Below are 15,947 nucleotides of genomic sequence, written 5' to 3'. Positions count from 1 at the left end.
GCCGCGCCCGGGCGAACGGCGTGCCGCCGAATCGCGGAACCCGGCGCCTAGCATGTCGGGATGACCCGGATTGTCGCGGTTCACGGAGTCCTGCCACCCCACCGGTACCCTCAGGAGGAGATCACAGGCATGGTCGGCTCGTCCTGCCGGCTGCCGCGCGAGGACCGGGCCGTACTGGAACGCGTCCACGCCGCTTCCGGCGTGACGGGACGTCATCTCGCACTGCCGCTGGAACACTACGCCGGGATCGACGGCTTCGGGGCACGCAACGACGCCTTCCTCGCAACGGCGCTGGAGCTCGGCCGCGACGCCGTCCGGGGCGCCCTCGACCAGGCGGGCCTGGCGGCCTCCGATGTCGATCTGGTGGTCTCCACCTCCGTGACCGGCATCGCCGCGCCGTCGCTGGAGGCGCGGCTGGCCACGGTGCTGGGCCTGCGACCGGACGTAAAACGGGTGCCAGTCTTCGGCCTCGGCTGTGTCGCGGGGGCCGCGGGCCTGGCCCGGTTGCACGACTACCTCGTCGGGCACCCCGGCGAGGCGGCACTGCTGCTCTCGGTCGAGCTGTGCTCCCTCACGCTCCAGCGCGCCGACACGTCCATGCAGAACCTGGTCGCCGGAGCGCTGTTCGGTGACGGCGCCGCCGCCGCCCTGGCCGTCGGGTCCCGCCATGAGGCGGGCCGCGGCGACCCCGCCACGAGTGGCCCGCAGATCGTCGCGACGCGCAGCCATCTCTTCCCCGGCACGGAGCACCTGCTGGGCTGGTCCATCGGCGACACCGGCTTCCACATCATGCTCGGCGCAGACCTGCCCGACCTGCTCCAACGTCAGCTCGGCGGCGTGGTCGGCGGCTTCCTCGCCGACCACGACGTCAAGACGGCGGACGTGACCGCGTGGATCTGCCACCCGGGCGGCCCCAAGGTCCTGGACGCCGTACGCGAAGCCCTGGACCTGCCCGCACGCGCCCTGGAACTGACCTGGCGCTCCCTCGCCGAGGTCGGCAACCTCTCGTCCGCGTCGGTGCTCCACATCCTGCGCGACACGCTCGCGCTGCGTCCGCCGCTTCCCGGGACGCCTGGCCTGCTCCTGGCGATGGGGCCCGGCTTCTGCGTCGAGCTCGTCCTGCTGCGCTGGTAGCCGGCGATGACCCCCTACAGCGTCCTGGTCCTCCTGGTCGCCCTGGAGCGCCTCGCGGAGCTGGTCACCGCCCAGCGGCACACGCGGTGGAGCCGCGCCCGCGGCGGCGTGGCGCACGGCGCCGGTCGCTACCCGGTCATGGTCGTGCTGCATGCCGGGCTGCCGGCCGGCTGCCTGCTGGAGACCGCACTGGTGCACCGGCCGTTCCTGCCCTGGCTGGGCCGGCCGGCCTTCGAGGCCGTGCTGCCGGGCCAGGCGCTGCGCTGGTGGTGCATCGCCTCGCTCGGGCCCCGCTGGAACACCCGGGTGATCGTGGTTCCCGGCCTGCCCCTGGTGGAGCGCGGCCCCTACCGGTGGCTGCGTCACCCGAACTACCTCGCCGTGGTCCTCGAAGGCGTGGCGCTGCCGCTGGTCCGCACCGGCTGGCTCACCGCAAGCGGGTCCACCCTGATCAACGTCCCGTTGCTGGTCACCCGGATGCGCCGCGAGAACGCCGCCCTGACCCTGGCCGCACCAGGGTGATCGACCTCATCGTGGCCGGCGGCGGCCCGGCCGGCCTGGCCACCGCCATCCACGCCGCACGCGCCGGGCTGGAGGTCGTCGTCGCCGAACCGCGCCGCACGCCGATCGACAAGGCCTGCGGCGAGGGCCTGATGCCGCACGGCGCGCAGGCCCTCGCCGGACTCGGCGTCCAGGTCACGGGACAGCCGCTGCGCGGCATCCGCTACCTCGACGACCGCCACCAGGCCGAGGCCCGGTTCCGCGGCGAGCCGGGCCTGGGTGTGCGCCGCACCGACCTGCACGCGGCACTCGCCCACCGGGCCCGGCAGCTCGGCATCCGAGTGCTGCCGGTGCTGGTGGACGGCGTGCGCCAGGACGGCTCCTCGGTGTCCGCGGCGGGACTGCGGGCCAGGTACCTCGCCGCCGCCGACGGCCTCCACTCGCCGATCAGACGCGGGCTCGGGCTCGACCGCCCGGTGGACGGCCCTCGCCGCCACGGTCTGCGCAGGCACTTCGCGGTCGCCCCGTGGTCCGACTGCGTCGAGGTGCACTGGTCGCCTTCGGCCGAGGCCTACGTCACGCCGCTGGCACCGGACCTGGTCGGCGTCGCCGTACTGACCTCCCGCCGCGGCTCCTTCGAGCAGCACCTCGCCGCCTTCCCCGCCCTCCTGGACCGGCTGCCCACCGGCGCGGCGGGCCCGGTGCGTGGAGCGGGGCCGATGCGGCAGCGGGTGCGCGCCCGGGTGGCCGGACGGGTGCTGCTGGTGGGCGACGCGGCCGGATACGTGGACGCGCTGACGGGCGAGGGCCTCTCCCTCGCCCTGGCCGGCGCGGCGGCCCTCGTGGGCTGCGTCCGAGCCGACCGCCCCGAGGCCTACGAGCGGGCCTGGCGCAGCGTGACCCGCCGCCACCGGCTCCTCACCCACGCGCTGATGTGGACCCGTGGGCGGTCGGCGCTGGCACCGCACATCGTCCCGGCCGCGGCACACCTGCCGCCGCTCTTCTCCGCGCTGGTCAACCGCCTCTCCTGAGCGGGGCGGGAGCTCGGCCGGCGCCTCGATGAACCGGCGTTCGGGCCGGCGCGTACCAAACGGAGAACGCCCCTGCCGCCGGGCCCGGCGAACCCCTCCGCGACGGTCGGGCGCAGCTCACCGTTCTCCGAGAAGCGATCACGCGGAAAGGAGACGCCGCCGTGGCCGCCGCCACCACCGAGGTCCACCCGCCCGCCACGCACCGATCCCGCACCGCCGCCGTGCTGTGGCTGCTGAGCCTGCTCACCGCGGCCGGGCTGGCCGTCGACGCCTATGTGCACGCCGACCTCGCCCAGTCCTACGACCCGATCAAAGCCACCGTCAGCCAGGGCGGCCTCTTCCGGGCCGAAGCCGCGGCAGCGGCCCTCGCCGCCCTGCTCCTGCTCGTCCTGCGACGCCACCGGTACGCCTGGCTGCTCGCCTTCGCCGTGGCCGGCGCGGGTGTCGCGGCCGTACTGGTGTACCGCTACAACGATGTCGGGGCCATCGGTCCCCTGCCGAACATGTACGAACCGATCTGGTACCCCGAGAAGACCGCATCCGCCATCGCCGAGGGCGTTGCCGCCGCCACCGCCCTGGCCGGGCTGCTGCTCACCTGGCGCCGACCGGCGAGGGGCACCGGCCGCCGCCATCGGCCGTCCCGCGCGCGCCAGTAGGCCACGGGCCTACTGGCGCGCGCGGTTCAATGCAGCCGCTGCTCCCAGTCGGCCGGGACGCGGCCGGCCGGTCCCGGGACGGGCTGGCTGACCGGGTGCGAGGTCGGGTCGGCCAGCGCCGGACCGCCGTCGTAGAACTGCTCGGTCTCGAAGTTCCAGAACCAGTCCTCGCCGGGTTCGAAGCTGGTCAGGAAGGGATGGCCCGCCGCGCGGGCGTGCGCGCTGGCGTGCTGGGCCGGTGAGGAGTCGCAGCAGCCGATGTGACCGCAGGCGGCGCACCGGCGCAGGTGGAACCACCACCCCTCGGCCGCCAGGCATTCCACGCATCCCTCGCCGCTCGGGGGCACGCTCGGGTCGATACCGGGGATCGTTCTGTCACCACTCATCACTGACACCTCCTCAGTCAGCGTAGCGACCCGTCGGGAGCCGGGCCTGCGGGAGCGCGGGATCCCCGGCACCAGGGCGGTTCCGCCGACCCCGCGCCACCCCTCGGCCCGGCGTTCCGGTGCATTGCGCCGGGGCCGGTTCGTGGCGGAGAGGTAAAGGGAGATAGCGTCGTCCAGTGCTGTTCCGTATCCTCCTGACCCGGCGCTGGGTGATCCTGACCCTCGTCTTCTTCGCGATCATCCCGGCGATGTTCCTGCTCGGACGGTGGCAGTACCACCGCTATGAGCAGACCAACCGGCAGAACACCGCGACCTCCGCCGCGATGCAGGCGCCGCCGGTCGCGATGGACGTGATCTCGCACCCCGGCGGGACGGTGCCCGCCGCGGAGACGTACCGCTCGGTCACCGCGACCGGACACTACGACCCGTCGCACGAGTTCGTGATCCGCCAGCGCACCGACGCCTCCGGCGACACGGTCGGCTACTACCTGGTCACCCCGCTGGTCACCGACGCGGGCGACGTGGTGCTGGTCAACCGCGGCTGGGTCGCCTCGAACGCGGACGCCACCAGCTACCCGACGGTGCCGCCGGCCCCCTCCGGTGAGCTCACGGTGACCGGTCGACTGCGGCCCGACGAGACCTTCCGGCGCGAGCAGCGCGGGCTGCCGGACCGGATGTTCATGCGGATCAACAGCAGCGAGCAGGCCGCGCGCCTGAAGCAGCCGGTGGTCGCGGGCTACCTGGAACTGGTCTCCACCAACCCCACCCCGCCGGGCGCCGACGAGGCCGAGCACGTGCCGGGCCCCAATGTCACCTCCACCGGCGACGCCGCGGTGGTCGGCAAGGGCGTGCACCTGCCCTACGCGATCCAGTGGTGGCTGTTCGCCGCGCTGATCCCGGCCGGCTGGATCGTCATGCTGCGCCGCGACCTCCGCGAGGCCCGCGAGAAGCAGGCCGCCGACGAAGCCGCCGCAGCCGGCCCCGCCCCGGACGACCCGGCAGACGAGCCCGGCCCCACGCCGGACCCCGACAAGGCCCCGGTCCCGGCTGCCGAGTCCGACCCCGCGCAGCGCTAGTACGCGCGCACGGTGTTCACCGTGCTGAGGCCGCAGCTCTCGACGAGCTGCGGCCTCATCGTTTTGCGGCGGCTGGTGCGGGGTTCCGCGCGCGGCATCAACTCGTGACGACGGGCGCGGGTTCGGGTTCGGGTTTGGGAACATCGCGCAGGTGACGGAGCGGGGAGAAGAACACGAACCAGCCGGCCGCCGAGAACCCGATGACCGCCACCCAGAGTGCGGGCCGCACCCCGATCAGCGTGCCCAACAGCCCGCCGAGGATGCCGCCGATCGGCATGGTGCCCCAGACGACCCAGCGGACGGCCGCGTTCATCCGCCCCATCAGCTCAGGGGGCGTCACCGACTGCCGGTAGCTGACCTGCGCGATGTTGTACACCATCACCGCGAAGTAGGTGATGCTCCAGCCCAGCGGGACGAGCAGCACTCCCCAGCCGCGCCAGGCCGCCGCCGCGATGGCCTGCGGGGCGCTGAACGACAGCGCGGACATCCAGATGATCCGAGCCGAGCCGAACCGCTTCGCCAGCCGGCCGGCGAGCATGCCGCCGGCGATACCGCCGATGGCCCCACCCGCCATGATCAATCCGGTGAACGCGGGCCGCACGTGCAGCACCCGGATCAGGAAGACCATCGCCAGCGCCGTGTTCACGCCGCTGAACAGATTCGAGATGCCCGTGCACGCCACGATCCTCCGCAATATCTTGTGGTGGACGACGAATCGCAGTCCTTCGGCGATCTGGCTGCGCAGTGTCTCCTCCGGCCGCCGCGCAGGCGGCGGCTCCTCGCGCTTCCTGATGCCGAGGATCGACGCGACCGAGACCGCGTAGGAGATCGCGTCGGCCGTCATCGCACCCGCCGCCCCGAATGCCGCCACCAGCCCGCTGCCCAGGCTGGGTCCGCCGAGCTGTGAGAAGGCGCTGGTGGTCCCGAGCTTGGCGTTGGCGTCCATCAGCTGCTCGGTGCGGACCAGCGACGGCAGGTAGCTCTGGTAGGAGACGTCGAAGAACACCGTGCACACGCCGGCGGCCAGTGCGACCAGGTAGAGCTGCGTCATGGTCAGACCGCCGAGGGCCGCCGCCAGCGGCAGCGAACCGATCAGCAGCAGGCGCAGCAGGTCGCAGGCGACCATGATGGACCGCTTGGAGCCGCGGTCCACGAGCGCGCCCGCGGGCAGCGCGATCAGCGCGAACGCCGCCGTGGTGGCCGCGGTCAGCAAACCGACCTGGAAGGTGCTCGCCTTGAGCACGACGACCGCGAGCAGCGGCAGCGCGATCTGGGTGACTGCCGAGCCCATCTCACTGACCGTCTGGCCGCCCCACAGCAGCATGAAATCCCGCTGATGCCACAGGCTCGGACTGCCGAGCTCCGGCTCGGCTTCGCGCACATCCGTCGCCGGTTCCGTCACAGCGCCTGCTCCATCTCAACCCCCACCAAGATCGCCTGATACCGCGCGCCACCCTAGCGACCTCGAATCGTCCGTGTCCGACGTAGAGTTCCCCTCTGTAGCAGAACTGCGACAGTGCGAGCCGGACGGAGGAGCATGAACGGGAGCGAGCGGCCCGGGTCCGGGCCCGCCTGGCGCCCGATCGGCCTCCGCTGGACGCCCGACGAGCAGGTGGCCCTGGAGTGGGACGCACCCGCCGGCCGCGCACCGCGATTGAGTCCGCTCCCGGCCGGCGGTCGGCTGGCCGTGCTGGTGGGCGCGGACCGGCGCTGCGTGGGCGTCCGGCACGCGGGCCGACGGATCGAATGCCCGCTCACCGCCCCGCTCGCCCCGGCCGCCCGCCGGGCGCAGTGCGAGGCGTGCGGCGCGCTGGCGGCCACCAACTCCGTTGCCACCGACACCAGTCTGCTGGACGACAAGCGCGAGTACGCGGTGTACCTGGCCCACCACGGCGAGTTGATCAAGGTCGGGATCAGCAGGACCGAGCGCGGCTCGGCACGCCTCCTCGAGCAGGGCGCGCTGGCCTCGGTCGTCCTCTCCACCGGATCGCTGCCGGCCGCGCGCCGGGTCGAGCGGCTACTCGGTGCGGCGCTGGGGCTGCCCGACCGGGTCAGCAGCAGCCGCAAGCGCCGGGCCCGCGCCCGGCCGGGCACCCCCGCCGGGCGCGAGGCCGCCGTGGCTGCCGCGATCGGGGACTGCCAGGGCCTCAACTGGCCTCCCGGGCAGGCCCGTCGCACCCCGGTGATCACCGACCACGCACACCTCTACCCCCTGCCCGAGGACGGCCTGCGCCCAGTGGCAGCGGTGCGTCCCTTGGCACCCGGGCAGCAGCTCGCCGGCACCATCGTCAGCCGGATCGGCAGCGACCTCTACCTGGCCACCGATGCCGGCACGGTGCTGCTGGACGTACGGCTGCTGGCCGGCTGGCAGCTGCTGCGCTGCGCACCCGACGCCGACTTCACGGCTCCGCTCCAGCTCCTGCCCGCCGAGTCCCAGCAGGACCAACTCTTCTGACCCACCGGACACTTGACGCCGCATTCACCGGCCTACGAGGCGGAGGTGCAGGGATCGAACCTGCGCGGGTGACCCCGACGACGGCTTGGCAAGCCGCTGCCTTACAGCTCGGCCAATCCTCCGTGGCGCTGACAGGATTCGAACCTGCAACCTGCGGCCCCTCAGACCGCCGCCTCTCCCAGTTGGGCTACAGCGCCTCGCGTGGCGTCGGTGCGATTCGAACGCACACTGCGCCGGTCCTGAACCGACTCCCTCTACCGTTGGGGTACGACGCCAAGTGCTGGGCGCACGCTGGCGTGCGCCCACCTGCTGGCCCGGCAGGATTCGAACCCGCGACATTCCGCTTTGGAGGCGGACGCTCTACCACCTGAGCTACAGACCAGTGCGTTGCCGAGGAATCGAACCTCGCCATCCCGTAGGAGCAGGGGTTACAGCCCCGCTTGCGTCCCAGCGCTCAACGCGTGCGTGTGCTACGAGAGTAGGCAGTCGGGGCGCCGCGGTCGACGGAATATCGGAGCGACCGCGCAGGACGAGGACGGACGCACAACACGCTGGCCCGGCTCAAAGACGTGTGAGGGCGGGCCGGTTGGCCCGCCCTCACACGCCGCCCCTGGGGAGCCCGGTCGCCTCGTTGGGCGTCAGGCGCCGAGGGTGGCGGACAGCCAGTCGTGGACGGCGACGGCGCAGTCCTCCGAGTACTCCTCCAGCATGCTGAAGTGGTGGCCCGGGACGGTCAACGCCTCGTGCTGGAGCGGCCAGGACGAGCGCCACTCCTCGGCCTCACCGGCCTCGGCCGACGAGTGCCGCAGCGGGTCCTGCGCCCTGACCAGCAGGGTCGGCACCGTCAGCGCCACCGGCTGCCACTCGGCGAACACGTCGAAGTACCCGCCCATCGCGCTGAACCGGGTGTCGTCGATGGTGCCGAACACATCACCGCGGTCGAGCATGGTGTCGATGAACCCGTACTGGATCGATGCCGGCGGCGGGCTGTCCGGAGCGTAGGTGTCCAGCAGCACCAGTGCCGCCGGCCGCATGCCGCTCCGTTCCAGCCGGCTCGCCACCGCGGACGCCGTCCAGCCGCCGGACGAGTGACCCAGCAGCACGAACGGGCGATCCCCGAAGCGGCGTTCGATCACCTGTGCCTGCTGCTCCACGATCGCCCCCAGATCGGCGGGCAGGAGCTCGCCCTTGACGAAGCCGGGCAGCGGGAGCGACAGCACCTCGCGTCGGCCGCCCAGCGGCGCGGAGAACCGCGCGTACTGGTACGGGCTGGACAGCGCGCCCAAGGTGGGGAAGCAGACGATCGCCGGCTCGTCCGGCCCCGACACCAGGGTCACCAGGTCCGAGGTCCGGGCGACCTGTGCCGGGTCCTCGAACTTCTCCCTGATCCTGGCGGCCGCGATCAGCAGGTCGAGGCCGTGCTCCAGCTTCGCGAGTTCGTAGGCCTTGGTGAACATCGAGGCCAGATAGCCGTCGGGTGCCGAGGCCGGAGCCGGTGCGACGGTGCCGACGGCTGCCGAGCCGCTCGGCTGCTTCACCGCCGGGCCGCCCGCGAGTCCGGCCGGGCCCTGGGCGGCAAGCTCCGCCGACAGGCCCTGGACCAGCGCCGCCGGGGTCGCGTAGTCGAACACGAGGGTCGACGGCAGGCGCAGACCCGTCGCGTCGTTCAGCCGGTTGCGCAACTCCACGGCCGTGAGGGAGTCGAAGCCCTGCTCGATGAACCCCTTCTCCGCCTGGACCGCGTCGCCGGCGCCGTAGCCGAGCACCGCGGCGGCCTGGCCGCAGACGATATCGGTCAGCACGGCCGGCCACTCGCTCTGCGGCAGGCCGGCCAGCCGCCGCCCGAGGTCCTCGACCGTCGGCACAGTCCCGGCCGACGCGGCACGGCGTGCCGTCGCCCGCACGAGGCCCCGCAGCAGCGCCGGCACCGTAGTCGAGTGGTCCGACGCCGCGCGGCTCTTGGCACGCAGCCGCAGCGCCAGGACGGTCGGCAGCCCGCTCCCGATCGCCGCACCGAGCAGCCCGAGTTCGTCGTGGGCACCCAGCCAGGCCGTCCACGGCTCCGGCATCGACCGGTCGGCCCCGGCCGGCAGCTCCCAGCCGAGCGACGTCGCCGCCAGGCCGGCCGCCCTGCGCCGGTGGGCGAGCGCATCCAGGAACGCGCCGACCACGCCGACGCCGGCCCGGTCCGAGCAGCCGAGCGTGCCCGCAGTGGCGGAGAACACAACGAAGGCGGACAGCTCGGTACCGCGGGTGGCCAGGTCCAGGTTCTCCGCTGCGGCGATCTGCGACTCCAGGTGGCGCTGCGCGGCCTCGGCGGCCTGCTCGGCGACCGCGCCGGGCCCCTCGGCCCCCGGCAGGTGAACCACGGCGGTCAGCGGGTGCTCGGCGGGGATGTCCTGCAGCAGCCGGTCGAGCGCGGTGCGGTCGGTGAGGTCGCAGACCGCGCGGCTCACCAGCACACCTGCGCCCGGCAGTTCGGCCGCCACCGCGCTGTCGAGGTCGCCCGCGTCGGCGAGCTCGTGCTCGTCGGCGGGGTCGCGCTCGTCGGCGAGCTCGTGCTCGTCGCCGACGACCAGGAGCAGGTGGCGTGCGCCGTGGGCGGTCACCAGCTCCTTGGCCACCTCCCGTCCCAGGGCCCCACCGGCGTTGGTGACCAGCACGGTGCCCTCGGACGCCAGTGCGGGTCGCGGGGCGTCATCCGCTCGCGCGCGCAGTCGGGCGAGCCTCGGTGCGAGCACCGTGCCCGCGCGGACCGCCAGTTGGGGCTCGTCAGCGGTCAGGAGCGCGGCCGCGACGGCGCCGTCGAACGGCTCGTCGGCGAGGTCGAGGACACCGAAGCGTCCGGGGTTGCCGGCCTGCGCTGCCCTGACGAGTCCGACCACCGCGGCCCCGACCGCATTCACGGCGCCGTCGGCCACGCCGGTGGCCACCGCACCGCGTGTGATGAACACCAGCCGTGCGCCGGCGAGGCGCTCGTCGGCCAGCCAGGCCCGCACGGCCTCCGTGGCCCAGCCCACGGCCGCCGTCGCGGCTGCCGCGGTGCGGGCGTCCGGGGCATGCGTCGCGGGAACCGGGAGCAGCACGAGCTCCGGCACCCGACCGGCTGCGGCCACGTGCTCGCCCAGCGCGGCGAGGTCGGGAACGACGACCAAACCTTCGGTCGACCGGGCGGGGGTGGCGGTGCGCGCGGCCTGCGCGAGTCGCACGGCCTCGGCGCCACCGACGGTCACCCACGACCCGACCGCGTCCGGTGCCGTCGCGTCGGACACCGGCAGCGGCACCCAGGTCAGTTCGAGCAGCGACTGCTGTGCCGGGCTTCCGGCGGCGGCGAGTTGCTCGGCCCGGACCGGGCGGAGCGCGAGGGACTCAACTGTGGCCAGCGACCGCCCGGTTCCGTCGGCGATCGCCAGCGACAGCGTCTCCGGCCCGGCCGGAGTGAGCCGCACCCGCAGGTTGGTGGCACCGGCAGCGCCAAGCGAGACGCCGCTCCAGGAGAAAGGCAGCCCCCGCCGGCCCTCGCCGTCGCCCGTCGTCAGCAGCGACACGGGCTGCAGGGCAGCCTCCAGGAGCGCCGGGTGCAGAGCGAACGACCGGGCCTGCGAGGCGATCTGCTCCGGCAGCGCCACCTCGGCGAAGACCGTGTCGCCGAGGCGCCAGACGGCCTGCAGCCCCCGGAACGCGGGCCCGTAGGCGAAACCCGAGTCAGCGAGGCGCTGATAGCACCCGTCGAGGTCCACGGGCTCGGCCCCGGCGGGCGGCCACTGGGTCAGGTCGGCGCCATCGGCCGGGCCGTCGGTCGCCAGCACACCGCTCGCGTGCCGGGTCCACGGCTCGTCGGCGACACCATCCGGGCGTGAGTGGATCACCACGCCGCGGCTGCCGGTGGCATCCGGCTGCGACACCAGGACCTGCAACCGGACGCTGGCGCCCCTGCCCAGCACCAGCGGCGCCTCCAGCGTCAACTCCTCGACGAGAGCTGCGCCGACCTGGTCGCCGGCACGGATGGCAAGTTCCAGGAATCCGGCCGAGGGCATGACGACGGCACCGAGCACGGTGTGGTCGGCCAGCCAGGGGTGAGTCGCAAGGGAGAGGCGGCCGGTGAAGAGGAGCTCGTCGCTGTCCGCGACCTCGATCGCCGCGCCGAGCAGCGGGTGGGCGGCGGCCTCCAGTCCCAGGCCGGTCGCGTCCTTGGCCCCTGCGCCGGATGCCTCCGGCCAGTAGCGGCGGCGTTGGAAGGCGTAGGTGGGCAGGTCGATGCGGCGGGCGCTGGTGCCCTCGAACAACGTCCCCCACGCGACCGGGGTGCCGGCGGCATGCAAGCGGGCCAGCGCCTCCACCACGCCGCGCACCTGGTCACGCCCCGAACGCATCGTCGGCACCACAGCGCGGGCCGGGCCGTCCTGGGGCAGGCACTCCGCGACCATGCCGGACAGCACCGCGTCCGGGCCGACCTCGACGAAGCTGCCAACACCCAAGTCCAGCATGGCGGCAACGCCATCAGCGAAACGCACCGCGTCACGGACCTGGCGCACCCAGTACTGCGGCTGCGTCCACAACTCCGACTCCACCCGGCCGGTCACCGTGGAGACCAGCGGCAGTACCGGCTCCCGCAGCTCCAACCCGGCCACGACGCCCGCGAACTCCTCCAACATCGGATCCATCAGACCCGAATGGAACGCATGACTCACCGTCAGACGCCGCGTCCGGCACCCCAGCTCCGCAAGCTTCGCGGCGGCGGCAAGGACCGGCTCCTCAAGGCCCGACAGCACCACCGACGACGGGCCGTTCACCGCCGCCACCCACACACCCTCGACCTGCGCCAGCACCTCGCGGACCATGTCCTCGGACCCGCCGACCGCGACCATCGCGCCACCGGTCGGCAGCGCCTGCATCAACCGGCCACGCGCCACCACCAGCGCGCACGCGTCCTCCAGCGACCACACCCCCGCCACATGCGCCGCCGCGATCTCACCCACCGAATGCCCGGCCAACACCCCAGCCGTCACACCCCACGACTCCAACAACCGGTACAGCGCCACCTCCAACGCGAAAATCGCCGGCTGCGCAAACTCGGTCTGGTTGATCGAGTCATCCAGCGGCAGCTCGACACCCAGCTGCGTGCACACCTCCTCGTAGGCTCGCGCGAACACCGGGAACGCCTCACCCAGCTCCCGGCCCATACCCGCCCACTGCGAACCCTGACCCGAGAACACCACCCCCAAGCGCCCAGACACCGCGCTCGAGACCCCGACCGCACCCGAGGCCAACCCACCCAGAGCAGCCAGCAGCTCACCACGATCCGCCGCCACCACCGCCGCCCGATGCTCGAACGCCGAACGCGACGTCGCCAGCGAGAACGCCGTGTCCAGCAGCCCCAGCCCCGGCTCGGCCTCCAACCACTCCAACAGCGCCGCCGCCTGACCCCGCACCGCCTCCACAGACTTGCCCGACACCACCAACGGCACCACCGGAAGCCCAACCACAGCCCCCGCCTCCGCCACCCCCGCAGGCTCCTCCGCCTGCTCCAGGATCACGTGCGCATTCGTCCCACTCACACCGAACGACGACACCGCAGACCGACGCACCCGGCCACGGTCAGGCCAGATCTGATTGTCCGTCAGGAGCCGGACGGTACCCGCCGACCAGTCGACCTCCGTCGACGGCTCATCGACATGCAGGGTCTGCGGGAGCACGCCCTCGCGCATCGCCATCACCATCTTGATGACACCGGCCACGCCGGCCGCCGCCTGGGTGTGACCGATGTTGGACTTCACCGACCCCAGCCACAGCGGCTCGTCGGCCGACCGCTCCCGACCGTAGGTGGCCAACAGCGCCTGCGCCTCGATCGGGTCACCCAACCGCGTCCCCGTCCCGTGGGCCTCGACCGCGTCGACCTCGGAACCGGACAGCCCGGCACCGGTAAGCGCCTGGCGGATGACCCGCTGCTGGGAGGGACCGTTCGGCGCGGTCAGACCGTTGGACGCACCGTCCTGGTTGACCGCCGAACCCCGTACCACCGCAAGGACGTTGTGGCCGTTCGCCACCGCGTCCGATAGCCGCTCGACCAGCAGCATGCCGACGCCCTCGCCCCAGCCCGTGCCGTCCGCCGCATCCGCGAACGCCTTGCACCGACCGTCAACCGCCAGACCGCGCTGCCGCGAGAACTCCACGAACGCGCCTGGCGTCGCCATCACGGTCACGCCACCGGCCAGCGCGAGGTCGCACTCGCCCGAGCGCAGCGCCTGCGCCGCCAGGTGCAGCGCCACCAGCGACGACGAACACGCCGTGTCCACCGTCACCGCCGGCCCCTCCAGACCGAACACGTACGACACCCGGCCCGACATCACACTCGCCGTGTTCCCCGTCATCAGGAAACCCTCGAGCCCGGAGGCGGCTCCGTCGGCGAACAGCGGAAGGTAGTCCTGGCCGTTGGTGCCCGCGAAGAGGCCGGTCCGGCTGCCCCGCACCGCGGCGGGGTCGATGCCGGCGCGCTCGAACGCCTCCCAGGAGGTCTCCAGCAGCAGCCGCTGCTGCGGGTCCATCGCCAGCGCCTCACGCGGCGAGATCCCGAAGAACCCCGGGTCGAACTCGGCGACGTCGCTGAGGAACGCGCCTTCGTGCGTGTAGGAGGTGCCCTCGGCGTCGGGGTCCGGGTCGCGCAGCCGGTCCAGGTCCCAGCCACGATCGGCCGGGAAGCCGGACACCGTGTCGATGCCCTGGGCCACGACCCGCCACAGGTCCTCGGGCGACCGCACGCCACCGGGGAAGCGGCAGCTCATGCCCACGATCGCGATCGGCTCGTCCACCGCCACCGAGGCCGGCGCGCTGAGCTGGGCTCCGGTGTCCTGTTCGCCCACCAGCTCCCGGCCCAGGTGCGCCGCCAGTGCCTCGGGGGTCGGGTAGTCGAAGATCAGGGTCGCGGGCAGGTGCAGGCCGGTGGCGGCGCCCAGTTGGTTGCGGAGCTGCACGGCGGTCAGCGAGTCGAAGCCGAACTCCTTGAACGCGAGGCTCCCACTCACCAGGTCCGGCGACTCGTGGCCGAGGACTCCGGCCACGTGGGTGCGCACCAGGTCCAGCAGGGTCCGCGCCCGCTCGGCGCCGCTCAGGCCGGCCAGTCGACGGGCGAGCGGCAGCTTCTCCTCGTCGGCGCCACTGTCGGGAGCGGACGACTCCCGGGCCTCACGCACCTCGGGTATCCGCTCGATCAGGCGGTTCGGCCGGGCGGAGGTCAGCATCGGGGCGAAGCGCTGCCATTCGATGTCGGCGATGCCGAGGCAGCAGTCACCGTTCTCCACCGCCTGGTGCATGGCGGCGACGGCGAGCTCCGGGTCCATGGGGTGAACGCCGTGGCGCCGCATCTGCTGCTGCATGCCATCGCCGCCGGCCATGCCGTCGCTCCCCCAGTTGCCCCAGGCGATCGACGTGACCGGCGCGCCCTCCGCGCGCCACTGCTGCGCGAGGGCGTCCAGACGGGCGTTGGCCGCAGCGTAGTTGCCCTGGCCCGACGAGGCGAGGGTCCCGGCCAGCGAGGAGAACAGGACGAACGCGTCCAGCGGGGTGCCCCGGGTCAACTCCCGTAGGTGGCGGGCGGAGTCGACCTTCGCGTGCAGCACCTGGTCGAACCGCTCGGGTGTGAGCGCGTCCAGGACCCCGTCGTCGAGCACGCCGGCGGTGTGCACCACCGCCGTCAGCGGGTGCTCGGCCGGCACCTCCGCGAGCAGCAGCTCCAGCGCGGCGCGGTCGGAGACGTCGCACGCCGCGACGGTCACCTTGACGCCCAACGCGCTCAGTTCGGCTTCCAGCTCGGGAGCGTCGGGTGCGGCCGGGCCTCGCCGGCTGACCAGCAGCACGTGCTCGGCTCCGTTGCGTGCCAGCCAGCGGCCCACGTGTGCGCCGAGCGCGCCGGTCCCGCCCGTGACGAGGACGGTGCCGGTCGGCGCCCAGGTCCGGGCGGTGCCGAGGTGGTCCAGCGGCGCACGGACCAGCCTGCGGGCGAAGGCCCCCGAAGGTCGCAGCGCCACCTGGTCCTCGCCGCCCCTGGTCGCGAGGACGCGGGTCAGGAGGGCGACGGTGCGGTCATCGGCGGCCGCGGGCAGGTCGATCAGCCCGCCCCAGCGGTCGGGGTGTTCCAGCGCGCCGACCCGGCCCAGGCCCCATACCTGTGCCTGCACCGCGCTGGCGAGCTCCTCGCCGCCGGTCACGGCGACCGCGCCTCGGGTGGCGGCCCACAGGGGTGCGGTCACACCGGCGTCGCCGAGCGCCTGAAGGAGGTTCGCGGTGCCGGCCAGGCCCGCCGCGACGCTCTCCCCAGCCGGGTGCGGCCGCTCGTCCAACGCGAGGAAGGAGAGCACGCCGGTGACGGTGATACCGACCCCGGCGTCACCGATCAGCTTCGCGAGGCCGCCGCGGTCGACGATCGCCGGATCGACATCGATGGTGACGACCTCGGCACCAGCGGTGTTCAGACCCCGGACCAACGCGTCGAACGCACTGGCGGCGCCGGTGTGTTCCGGGTTGGTCATCCCGGCCGGAACGACGAGCAGCCAGGTGCCGGACAGCCGCCCGGCCGTCGGCGGGGTGAAGCCGTCCCAGGTGATGCGGTAGCGCCAGTGGTCGGTCGCGGACTGCTCGCGAACCCGCTGCCGGTACGACGACAGCACCGGCAGCACCGCCTCCAGCGACTCCGCCTGGATCTCGTCGACGCC

9 protein-coding genes and 4 tRNA genes are annotated in these 15,947 nt (G+C 73.3%); 6 read left to right on the top strand and 7 right to left on the bottom strand.

The window, feature by feature from the left end; translation table 11 throughout:
- Positions 1-60: 60 nt before the first annotated feature.
- The 4 genes from P3T35_RS36015 to P3T35_RS36000 all read left to right on the top strand — a co-directional run bounded on the left by P3T35_RS36015 (position 61) and on the right by P3T35_RS36000 (position 3,322).
- On the top strand, positions 61-1,134 hold the full coding sequence (locus P3T35_RS36015) for a 3-oxoacyl-[acyl-carrier-protein] synthase III C-terminal domain-containing protein (protein WP_101378482.1): 1,074 nt from the start codon (positions 61-63) through the stop codon (positions 1,132-1,134).
- 6 nt (positions 1,135-1,140) lie between these two features.
- Positions 1,141-1,656, top strand: coding sequence for an isoprenylcysteine carboxylmethyltransferase family protein (locus P3T35_RS36010; protein ID WP_101378483.1), 516 nt, complete (start codon positions 1,141-1,143; stop codon positions 1,654-1,656).
- On the top strand, positions 1,653-2,666 hold the full coding sequence (locus tag P3T35_RS36005; RefSeq protein WP_101378484.1) for an NAD(P)/FAD-dependent oxidoreductase: 1,014 nt from the start codon (positions 1,653-1,655) through the stop codon (positions 2,664-2,666). Before P3T35_RS36010 ends, P3T35_RS36005 begins: the two co-directional genes overlap by 4 nt.
- Positions 2,667-2,827: 161 nt before the next feature.
- The gene (locus tag P3T35_RS36000) at positions 2,828-3,322 is read left to right on the top strand and encodes a hypothetical protein (RefSeq protein WP_180356261.1); all 495 of its coding nucleotides are present in this window, start codon (positions 2,828-2,830) and stop codon (positions 3,320-3,322) included.
- A 26-nt stretch (positions 3,323-3,348) separates the two neighbouring features.
- On the opposite strand, the gene P3T35_RS35995 is transcribed toward P3T35_RS36000, so the two are convergent.
- Entirely contained in the window at positions 3,349-3,708 is a 360-nt protein-coding gene (locus P3T35_RS35995; protein ID WP_101378485.1) for a UBP-type zinc finger domain-containing protein, read from the bottom strand.
- Positions 3,709-3,884: 176 nt separating this feature from the next.
- On the opposite strand from P3T35_RS35995, the gene P3T35_RS35990 reads away from it, so the two are divergent.
- The gene (locus tag P3T35_RS35990; protein WP_280709257.1) at positions 3,885-4,784 is read left to right on the top strand and encodes an SURF1 family protein; all 900 of its coding nucleotides are present in this window, start codon (positions 3,885-3,887) and stop codon (positions 4,782-4,784) included.
- Positions 4,785-4,881: 97 nt separating this feature from the next.
- Here the strand turns inward: P3T35_RS35990 and P3T35_RS35985 are convergent, their stop codons facing one another.
- Positions 4,882-6,186, bottom strand: coding sequence for an MFS transporter (locus tag P3T35_RS35985; RefSeq protein ID WP_280709255.1), 1,305 nt, complete (start codon positions 6,184-6,186; stop codon positions 4,882-4,884).
- Between the two features lie 135 nt (positions 6,187-6,321).
- Between P3T35_RS35985 and P3T35_RS35980 the strand changes: the two genes are divergently transcribed.
- Entirely contained in the window at positions 6,322-7,239 is a 918-nt protein-coding gene (locus tag P3T35_RS35980; RefSeq protein WP_101378486.1) for a DUF2797 domain-containing protein, read from the top strand.
- 39 nt (positions 7,240-7,278) lie between these two features.
- Here P3T35_RS35980 and P3T35_RS35975 read toward each other — a convergent pair.
- The 5 genes from P3T35_RS35975 to P3T35_RS35955 all read right to left on the bottom strand — a co-directional run bounded on the left by P3T35_RS35975 (position 7,279) and on the right by P3T35_RS35955 (position 15,902).
- A tRNA-Gly gene (locus P3T35_RS35975) sits at positions 7,279-7,362 on the bottom strand.
- Positions 7,363-7,436 (bottom strand) — tRNA-Leu (locus P3T35_RS35970). It abuts the tRNA gene before it with no gap.
- A gap of 5 nt (positions 7,437-7,441) precedes the next feature.
- Positions 7,442-7,514, bottom strand: a tRNA-Leu gene (locus tag P3T35_RS35965).
- Positions 7,515-7,548: 34 nt separating this feature from the next.
- A tRNA-Trp gene (locus tag P3T35_RS35960) sits at positions 7,549-7,621 on the bottom strand.
- A 256-nt stretch (positions 7,622-7,877) separates the two neighbouring features.
- Entirely contained in the window at positions 7,878-15,902 is an 8,025-nt protein-coding gene (locus P3T35_RS35955) for a type I polyketide synthase (protein WP_280709251.1), read from the bottom strand.
- Between the last annotated feature and the right edge of the window lie 45 nt (positions 15,903-15,947).

The sequence above is a fragment of the Kitasatospora sp. GP30 genome, assembly GCF_029892145.1.
GTDB classification, from domain to species: domain Bacteria; phylum Actinomycetota; class Actinomycetes; order Streptomycetales; family Streptomycetaceae; genus Kitasatospora; species Kitasatospora acidiphila.
The sequence above is the reverse complement of the archived record's forward strand: the minus strand, read 5'-3'. Positions and strand labels throughout refer to the sequence as shown.